The following is an 8480-nucleotide window of genomic DNA, read 5'->3' on the forward strand; positions in this document are numbered from 1 at the left end:
AGCAGGCGCTCACACAAAGGGGAAAGTCTCTGCCCGGCAGGCTTCACGAGCGGGGGCTCGCGGCGCCGGGTCCATGTATAACGACCGGCGGCCCACCATCATTCCGGGGGCCCGGCATCCCGGGCGGCCGCATGTATCGGGCCAGGCCAGCGGGTGCTGCTGCGATCGTCCAGGTGATGTAACGACCCCGGCCCGGCCACCATTCCACCGCCAGGGTGCCCCCGGTCACGGGACGACCCGCCACTCGCCGGCCCAGACCCGGACATCGGACGGCACCCAGCGGACCCGGTAACCGGACATCCGACACGGGGATGCCAAACCGCCGCGCGACATCCGGGCACGCCGACCTGGCCGGGACCGGACATCCCGACACGGCCAGCGACCGGAACAGCACAACCCGCGCGGCTTGCCACCCTGAGTTCGCGGCTGCCTGCACTACGGCAACCGGCGCCTGGCCAACTCCAAGGGCTCACGGTTTGCGGCGTGTCGCGCGATCCCACGACCACCTCCCCGCGACACACCGCAAATCGCGGAGGCGACGGGTCGACGACGGGCAGGGCCGGGGCGGGCTCGAGTACTCGGGCAAGGCTGGCCGGGCGGCGCGGACCGTGCGGGACGGACGGGTCAGGAGGCGTGGGCACGGATCGCGTGGGACGGGCGGGTCAAGAGGTGCGGGCGGCGGACCTTGGCCGCGTACCCGGCGGGCACCGACCGGGCGGCCAGCCCGAGGCGGTCGAGGCCGGCCTGCGTCGGCGGGTGTGATCGGTGCCGGACACGGGCGTGATCGGCCGCAGCGGGGGGTGGTGGGAGCGGGGGCGCGGGACGGGGGAAATGGGCGGGGAGTGGAATGCGGGCGACCGGGTCGGCTGCGCGGAGCGGAGTCGGCGTTACCCTGACACCATGCAGGCCGTCGTCAGCACCGCGCCCCACCTGGCCCGCCCGGGCCGTCCCGCCGTGGTGGCGCGCACCCTGGCGGAGCTGGCCGGTCCCACCCGGGGGGTGGTGGAGCTGCCGGTGCGGTTGATGTGGAACGCCGACCGGACGTTCGACCTGGGTGACCCGGACCAGCTGCTCTGGATGTACGAAAACGTGCTGCGGGAGACCACCCGCGCCGAGGACCTGCGGCACCTGATCAACGGCCGGACGCTGCGGCGGGTGTGGCGGCGGCTGAACCTGCCCCGGGGCGTCCGGCAGGCGTGGGAGAGCCGGCACCGGGGTCTGCGGACCGCGTGAGCGGCTTCCACCTGCACGAGTTCTACCGGGAGGTCGCCCGGGTGGCGCTCACGGCGGCCGGGCCGCACCGGTTCGTGCTCGGCGGCGGGGTGGCCTGGGCCGCGCACGGGCTGGTCACCCGCCCCACCGAGGACGTCGACCTGTTCGCCGACGTGGAGGGCGCGGCGGCGGCCGCCGCCGCGGAGGTGCGGGCGGCGCTGGAGCGCGCCGGGTTCGAGGTGGCCGACGCCGACCCGGACAGTGACCTGGGCGGGCTGTTCGACGGCTTCGACCGGGACATGAAGGAGTTCGTGGTCACCCGCGGCCCGAGGCGGATCCGGCTGAGCCTCGCCCGGCTCGACCGGTACCGCTCCCCGGTGGTGATGGACTTCGGCCCGGTGATGGACGTCCGCGACCTGGTGGCGAACAAGACCGCCGCGCTGGTCAACCGGCGCGAGGTCCGCGACTACATCGACGTGTCGTCAGCGCTGGACCACTACCCGGTGGCCGAACTGCTGGCGCTGGCCCGGCAGGTCGACCCGGCGCTGGACGACGACGACGTCCGGGAGGCGGGCCGCTACCTGGACCGGGTGCCGGATCAGCGGTTCACCCGCTACGGCCTGGACGCGGCGCGGATCGCCGAGGTCCGCCGCCGGCTGGCCACCTGGCCCCGCTGACCACCGCGACGGCCAGCGGGCGCGCTGCGCTCACTTGGTGAAGCGGCCGCCGGTCACGCCGAGGATCTCGCCGGTGACGTAGCTGGACTCCTGTGAGGCGAAGAAGACGTACGCGGGGGCGAGCTCCGCCGGCTGGCCGGGTCGTCCCATCGGGGTGTCCGTGCCGAACTGCTTGACCTTCTCGGGCGGCATGGTGGCCGGGATGAGCGGCGTCCAGATCGGGCCGGGGGCCACCGCGTTGACCCGGATGCCCTTGTCGGCCAGCTGTGCCGCGAGCCCCTTGGTGAAGTTGGCGATCCCCGCCTTGGTGGTGGCGTAGTCGAGCAGCTGCGGTGACGGGTCGAAGGCCTGGATCGACGTGGTGTTGATGATCGTGGCGCCGTCGGCCATGTGCGGGATCGCCTCCTGGCACAGCCAGAACATGGCGTACAGGTTGGTCTTCAGGACCCGGTCGAACTGGGCGGTGCTGATGCCGGCGATGCCGTCGTCCTGCGACATCTGGTAGGCGGCGTTGTTCACCAGGATGTCGATGCCGCCCAGGTCGGCCAGGGTCCGCTTCACCAGCTCCCGGCAGTGGTCCTCGTCGGTGAGGTCGGTGCGCACCGCCACGCCCCGGCGGCCGGCCTCCTCGACCAGCCGCACCGTCTCCCGGGCGTCGGCGTCCTCCTCCTCGCTCAGGTAGGAGATGACCACGTCGGCGCCTTCCCGGGCGAAGGCGATCGCCACCGCGCGGCCGATGCCGGAGTCACCGCCGGTGATCACGGCCCGCTTGCCGGTCAGCCGGTCGCTGCCCCGGTACGACTCCTCGCCGTGGTCGGGCTTCGGGCCCATCTCACCGGTCGAGCCGGGCGCGGACTGCTGCTGGGCGGGCTGGCCCTGCTGCTGGCCGTACTGCTCGGTGGGGTCCTGCTGGGTGTACTGGTCCTCGCTCACCGGTGCTCCTCGGGGTAGTTCGTCCGGCCTTCTGCTCGTCTGCCCTACCCGGCGGACCGGGCCGGAAACGAGGGCGACCGCCGGATGACCTCGGTGTTACGCGAGGGTGGCCGGCGGCGCTGGTGGGGTGGAACAGCTCGGGCCGCTGTGGCGGGAGTGACAGCGGCTCGTTATGGTGCGCAACGGTGCCCACGAGGCGCCGCACCCCCATTGGAAGGGCACCGCATGACCTCCTCCTCCGGCGCCTCGCGGCGCCAGGTGCTGGCCGTCGCCGCCGCCGCGGCGACCACCCCCCTGATCGCCGGCGCCCCCGCCCGGGCCGCCGAGGCGACGGGACCGAAGACCTGGGACCTGACCGTGCTCGGCACGTCGGACACGCACGGCAACGTCTACAACTGGGATTACTACAAGGACGCCGAGTACGACGACAGCAGGCACAACGATGTCGGCGTCGCCAAGCTGGCCACCCTGGTCAACCAGATCCGTGCCGAGCGCAAGGGCAAGCCGACCCTGGTCCTCGACGCCGGAGACACCATCCAGGGCACGCCGCTGGCCACCTACTACGCCAAGCAGGAGCCGATCACCACCAGCGGTGAGACGCACCCGATGGCGAACGCCATGAACATCCTGAAGTACGACGCCGTGACGCTGGGCAACCACGAGTTCAACTACGGCCTGCCGCTGCTGGCCACCTGGATCTCGCAGCTGGGCTTCCCGGCGCTCGCCGCCAACGCGGTCAACGCGGCCACCGGCAAGCCGGCCTACCTGCCGTACGTGATCAAGAAGGTCCGCCTCGGCGGCTGGGACTCCCCGACCATCAACGTCGGCATCCTCGGCCTCACCAACCCGGGCGTGGCCATCTGGGACAAGGGCAACGTCGAGGGCAAGCTGGTCTTCCCCGACATGGTCGAGACCGCCGCCAAGTGGGTGCCGATCATGCGCGAGCGCGGCGCCGACCTGGTCATCATCTCGGCGCACGGCGGCGACAGCGGCACCTCCAGCTACGGCCCGGAGCTGCCGAACGAGAACCCCGTCACGCTGATCGCCCAGCAGGTCCCCGGCATCGACGCGATCCTCTTCGGCCACGCCCACGCCGAGGTGGTGGAGAAGTTCGTCACCAACACGGCCACCGGCGCGCAGGTGCTCACCGCCGAGCCGTCGAAGTGGGGCCAGCGGCTGACCCGGATGGACTTCACCGTCCAGAAGGTGCGCGGCACCTGGAAGGTCGTCACCAAGCGCGCCACCATGCTCAACACCAACACCGTGGTCGAGGACCCGGCGGTGCTCGCGGCCGTGCGCGGCCAGCACAGCAAGACCGTCGACTACGTCAACACGGTCGTCGCCCAGTCCTCCGAGGAGCTGTCGGCCGCCGAGTCGCGGTACAAGGACACCCCGATCCTGGACTTCATCAACCACGTCCAGACCGAGGTCGTCACCGCGGCGCTGGCCGGCACGTCGTACGCGTCGCTGCCGGTGCTGTCGATCGCCGCCCCGTTCAGCCGCACCGCGGTCTTCCCGCAGGGCGACGTGCGGATCCGCGACGTGGCCGGCCTCTACGTCTTCGACAACACCCTCGAGGCCGTGGTACTCACCGGCGCCGAGGTGAAGGCGTACCTGGAGTTCTCGGCGAAGTACTTCGTCACCCTGCCGGTGGGCGCGGCCGTCGACCCGGCCACCATCAGCGACCCGGCCGTGCCGGACTACAACTACGACGTGATCTCGGGCGTCGACTACGACATCGACATCAGCAAGCCGGTCGGCCAGCGGATCACCCGCCTGGTGCTGGCGGGCACCGACACCCCGGTCGCCGACACCGCGCAGTTCGTCGTCGCGGTGAACAACTACCGGCGCAGCGGTGGCGGCAACTTCCCCGGCATCGTCAAGACCCAGGTCTACAACGAGCAGCAGGAGATCCGCCAGTTGCTGATCGACTGGGCGCAGGCGAAGGGGACCATCGACCCGGTCGACTTCTATGTCCCGAACTGGAAGCTGGTGCGCGAGGGCGTGCCGGTCTTCTGAGCCGTACCACCGACACACGCCGACGGGCCGCGGGGATCCACCCCCGCGGCCCGTTCGCGTCCGGCGCCGCCACCGCCGGTCGCGGTCAGCCGCCGGGCCCGAGCCGGAGGTGCCACTCGTCGTCGTTGGTCGACTCGGGTCGGTCGCGGCGCGGATCGGTCTCGGTGAGCTCCACCCGCTCCTCGGGGCGGACCGCCGGCGGCAGCTCACCGAAGCGCACATGGCGGAGGAAGGCGTACTCCTCGTCGTCGAACGAGGTGGGCTCCGGGTCGCTCATGCCCGCATTGTGCCGCCCCCGGTCCAGCCCCGCCGTCCCATCAACGACGCCCGCGCGGGTAAGCGCGCCGCCACCAGCGCCGGCGACGAGGTGGGAACACCTGCGCGCGGTACGGATGACCGCTCGGGGGTGCTCGAGCAGGTGGAGGTCAGGGCCGGACGGTGGTCGTGCCCTGACGCGGCGGTGTCAGCCGGACCGGGTGGTCATCGGCTGGCCAGGGGCCGACGGCGTGCGCTGCCGTATCGGCGGGAGGCGGTCCAGCAGCGCCAGACCGGCCCGGACGGGAGCCCGGGTCAGCGTCTGGTCGAAGCTCGCCCGGCCCTGGCAGAACCGGACGAACATCCCCCAGCCGGCCGGCGTCGCCAGCAGCGCGTGGAAGACGTCGGGCCGGCGTTCGAACACCTCCAGCAGCCGATGCCCGGCCCGCATCGACGGAACCAGCTGCGCGGTCACGGCCCGCTCGTAGCCGGCCAGGTCACCGGCGGCGACCGCCGTGCCGGCCAGCGCCCCGGAGCGCAACGCGTAACTGATCCCCTCCCGGCTCCACGGCTCCAGCAGGCCGGCCGCGTCGCCGGCGACCAGCACCCGGCCGTGCCGCAACGGCGACCCCTCCGCCCGGCAGCGGGTCAGGTGCCCGGAGTCGTGCTCGGCCGCCACCCCGGACAGGCCGAGCCGGTCGACGAAGCGGCGCAGGTACTCACGGGTCCGCTCCCCCTCGCCGCGGGCGGCGATCACCCCCACCGTCAGGCTCGACCCCTTCGGGAACACCCAGGCGTACGAGCCGGGCACCGATCCCCAGTCCAGCAGCAGCCGGCCGCGCCAGCGCCGCTGCTCGGCCGGCGGCACCGGCAGCTCCCGCTCCAGACCCAGATCCACCTGGCAAAAACGGACACCCACGTGCCGGGAACTGACCCCCGAGGAACCGTCCGCCCCGACCGCCGTCCGGGCGTGCACGGTCTGACCGTCGGCCAGCCGTACCCGTACCCCGTCTGGGTCCTGGTCGATGCCGCGCACCGCGACGCCCTCGCGCAGCTCGGCCCCGGCGGCGACTGCGGCCGCGCGCAGCCGGTCGTCGAACTCGTCCCGGCGGACCATGGCCACCAGCGGGGTGCGGTGCCGGCGGGTGAAGGCGCGTCGCCCGTCCCGGGTGAAGGTCACCCGGTCGACCCGGTCGTGCGCGGGCACCTCGATGCGGCCGGCGACCGCCGTCAGCGAGGTGCCGATCAGGCCGCCGCCACATGTCTTGTACCGGGGGTGCACGGCCCGGTCCAGCACCAGCGTGCGCACCCCCGCGCCGGCCGCGGCGTGGGCGGCGGAGAGCCCGGCGGGGCCGGCGCCGACGACGACGAGATCCCAGGTGATCACGGGCTCCACCCTAGGACACCCCGGCGCGGCCGGCCGGTCACGACCGACCGATCGGGTGGGCATTGTCGGTCACCCGGCGGGTAAGCCGCGGTACCCAGACCGCCCGTGCGACGGGCGGGTCACGGCAAGGAGGTCACCATGCAGCAGGTACGTCTGTCGGAGGCCGAGGTACGGGTGTACGACGCGGTCGCCACGCTGGAGGCGCGCGGCCAGGTGCCGTACCCCGACTCGATCGCCCAGGAGGCGGGGATGGCGGAGGAGGAGGTGCACGGGCCGTTGCACCTGCTCACCGAGAAGGACCTGCTGCACCGGGAGGACTCCCCGATGGCCGGGCTGGACTTCGGCCCACGGTGGTGTGCCCGCCAGATGGCGTGACCGGTTTGCCCGATGGGGCGCCGGGTAGCGGTCGGTCATGGATGATCGACGGGCCGCCGTGACGGACGCGGGTGACCGACGCCGCTGGCAGGCCCTCGGCGTCGGGCTGGTCGCCGCGTTCATGACGCTGCTGGACGTCAGCATCGTCAACGTGGCCGTCCCGTCGATGGACCGGGCGCTGCACGCGAGCCCGAGCGACCTGCAGTGGGTGCTCTCCGGGTACGCGCTGACGTTCGGACTGATCCTGGTGCCCGCCGGTCGGTTCGGCGACGCCCGCGGGCGACGCACCGCCTTCGTGGTGGGCGTCGCCCTCTTCACGCTCACCAGCGCCCTCGCCGGGCTGGCCACCTCGCCCGCCTGGCTGGTCACCACCCGGCTGCTCCAGGGCGCCGCCGCCGGGGTGGTCAACCCCCAGGTGACCGGCCTGATCCAGCAGCTGTTCCCGGGCACCGAACGAGGTCGGGCCTTCGGTCTGCTCGGCGCGACCATCGGCATCTCCACCGCGGTCGGCCCGCTGCTCGGCGGGCTGCTCATCCAGCTCGGCGGCGAGGAGCACGGCTGGCGTTGGGTGTTCTTCGTCAACGTGCCGGTGGGCATCCTCGCGGTGGTGCTCGGCTGGCGGCTGCTGCCCACCCGACCGGCCGGGCAGCCCGACCGGCACCGGCTCGACCCGGTCGGTGTCCTGCTGCTCGGCGTCGGCGTGCTGCTCCTGCTGCTGCCGCTGGTGCAACGCGAGCAGTGGCAGAGCCCGTGGAAGTGGGCGCTCGTCCCGGCCGGCCTGGCGGTCCTGGTCGGCTTCGGCCTCTGGGAGCGCCGGTACGCCCGCCACCGGACACCCCTGTTCGACCTGCGGCTGTTCCGGCTGCGCTCGTACACCCTCGGCGCGTTGATCGCGCTGGTCTACTTCGGCGGGTTCACCGCCATCTTCTTCATCTTCACGCTCTACCTGCAGAACGGCCTCGGCTACAGCGCGCTGATCGCCGGCCTGGCGATCACGCCGTTCGCCCTCGGCTCCGCGCTGGCCTCGACGCTCGGCGGCCGGATCGTCAACCGCTTCGGCCGCCCGCTGGTCGGCATCGGGCTGGTCGTCGTGGTGATCGGCCTCGGCACGGTGGTGCTCGTGCTGCGCGGCTCGCCGCAGCACTCCGTACCGCTGCTGACCGCGGTGCCGCTGCTGGTGGCCGGGCTGGGCAGCGGGCTGGTCATCACGCCGAACCAGACTCTCACCCTCTCCCAGGTGCCGGTGCCGAAGGCGGGCAGTGCGGCCGGGATGCTCCAGACCGGCCAGCGGATCGGCTCGGCGGCCGGGATCGCGGCGGTCGGGGCGATGTTCTTCTCCTCGCTCGCGAGCACGGGTGGGGACTGGGCCGCGGCGTTCCGGCATTCGTTGTTGCTGGCGGCGGGGGTGGTCGTGCTGGCGTTGGTGGCGGCGGGGGTGGACATCTGGGTGGGGCATCGGCGGAGTTGATCCTGCTCCGTCGGCTGGGCGGTGGATTCCGCCTCCGCCGGCTGGTCGGTGGATTTCGCTCCGCCGGCTGGTCGGTGGGTGGGGTGTGGCCCGCCGTGCCCGGCTCCGGGCGGTCAGGCTTGATCCCTGCGCCGGTCACGGCGGGCCACACCCC

Annotated in this window: 8 protein-coding genes; 5 read left to right on the top strand and 3 right to left on the bottom strand. The window is 72.8% G+C overall.

Annotation, left to right across the window (positions count from 1 at the left end; genetic code table 11):
• Positions 1–900: 900 nt before the first annotated feature.
• Both ACTMTB_RS30765 and ACTMTB_RS30770 read left to right on the top strand, forming a co-directional pair.
• On the top strand, positions 901–1233 hold the full coding sequence (locus ACTMTB_RS30765; protein ID WP_154936863.1) for a hypothetical protein: 333 nt from the start codon (positions 901–903) through the stop codon (positions 1231–1233).
• A complete protein-coding gene (locus tag ACTMTB_RS30770; protein WP_441149633.1) occupies positions 1230–1889 on the top strand; it encodes a nucleotidyl transferase AbiEii/AbiGii toxin family protein in 660 nt (219 codons plus the stop codon). Before ACTMTB_RS30765 ends, ACTMTB_RS30770 begins: the two co-directional genes overlap by 4 nt.
• A 30-nt stretch (positions 1890–1919) precedes the next feature.
• On the opposite strand, the gene ACTMTB_RS30775 is transcribed toward ACTMTB_RS30770, so the two are convergent.
• Complete coding sequence (locus ACTMTB_RS30775) at positions 1920–2822, bottom strand: SDR family oxidoreductase (RefSeq protein ID WP_441149634.1); 903 nt, start codon at positions 2820–2822, stop codon at positions 1920–1922.
• A 225-nt stretch (positions 2823–3047) separates the two neighbouring features.
• Here ACTMTB_RS30775 and ACTMTB_RS30780 point away from each other — a divergent pair, with 225 nt between their 5' ends.
• Positions 3048–4841, top strand: coding sequence for a bifunctional metallophosphatase/5'-nucleotidase (locus ACTMTB_RS30780; RefSeq protein WP_441149635.1), 1794 nt, complete (start codon positions 3048–3050; stop codon positions 4839–4841).
• 85 nt (positions 4842–4926) lie between these two features.
• On the opposite strand, the gene ACTMTB_RS30785 is transcribed toward ACTMTB_RS30780, so the two are convergent.
• Together ACTMTB_RS30785 and ACTMTB_RS30790 are read right to left on the bottom strand one after the other, a co-directional pair.
• Positions 4927–5118 (bottom strand): hypothetical protein, encoded by a 192-nt coding sequence (locus ACTMTB_RS30785; protein ID WP_280840851.1) that lies wholly within the window; start codon positions 5116–5118, stop codon positions 4927–4929.
• A 186-nt stretch (positions 5119–5304) separates the two neighbouring features.
• The gene (locus tag ACTMTB_RS30790) at positions 5305–6483 is read right to left on the bottom strand and encodes a geranylgeranyl reductase family protein (protein ID WP_441149636.1); all 1179 of its coding nucleotides are present in this window, start codon (positions 6481–6483) and stop codon (positions 5305–5307) included.
• 138 nt (positions 6484–6621) lie between these two features.
• On the opposite strand from ACTMTB_RS30790, the gene ACTMTB_RS30795 reads away from it, so the two are divergent.
• Positions 6622–6858: a hypothetical protein gene (locus ACTMTB_RS30795; protein ID WP_088962112.1), complete on the top strand. Its 237-nt coding sequence runs from the start codon at positions 6622–6624 to the stop codon at positions 6856–6858.
• 37 nt (positions 6859–6895) lie between these two features.
• The gene (locus ACTMTB_RS30800) at positions 6896–8326 is read left to right on the top strand and encodes an MFS transporter (protein ID WP_441149637.1); all 1431 of its coding nucleotides are present in this window, start codon (positions 6896–6898) and stop codon (positions 8324–8326) included.
• The last annotated feature ends 154 nt before the right edge of the window (positions 8327–8480 follow it).

Origin of the sequence: Micromonospora sp. L32, from assembly GCF_052068055.1 — a bacterium.
Classification (GTDB): Bacteria; Actinomycetota; Actinomycetes; order Mycobacteriales; family Micromonosporaceae; genus Micromonospora; species Micromonospora purpureochromogenes.

What these genes read in the sequence shown, in the direction of transcription:
- ACTMTB_RS30765 (WP_154936863.1), top strand. Translation starts at nt 901, where the DNA reads ATGCAGGCCGTCGTCAGCACCGCGCCCCACCTGGCCCGCCCGGGCCGT.
- ACTMTB_RS30780 (WP_441149635.1), top strand. Translation starts at nt 3,048, where the DNA reads ATGACCTCCTCCTCCGGCGCCTCGCGGCGCCAGGTGCTGGCCGTCGCC.
- ACTMTB_RS30785 (WP_280840851.1), bottom strand. Translation starts at nt 5,118, where the DNA reads ATGAGCGACCCGGAGCCCACCTCGTTCGACGACGAGGAGTACGCCTTC.
- ACTMTB_RS30795 (WP_088962112.1), top strand. Translation starts at nt 6,622, where the DNA reads ATGCAGCAGGTACGTCTGTCGGAGGCCGAGGTACGGGTGTACGACGCG.
- ACTMTB_RS30800 (WP_441149637.1), top strand. Translation starts at nt 6,896, where the DNA reads ATGGATGATCGACGGGCCGCCGTGACGGACGCGGGTGACCGACGCCGC.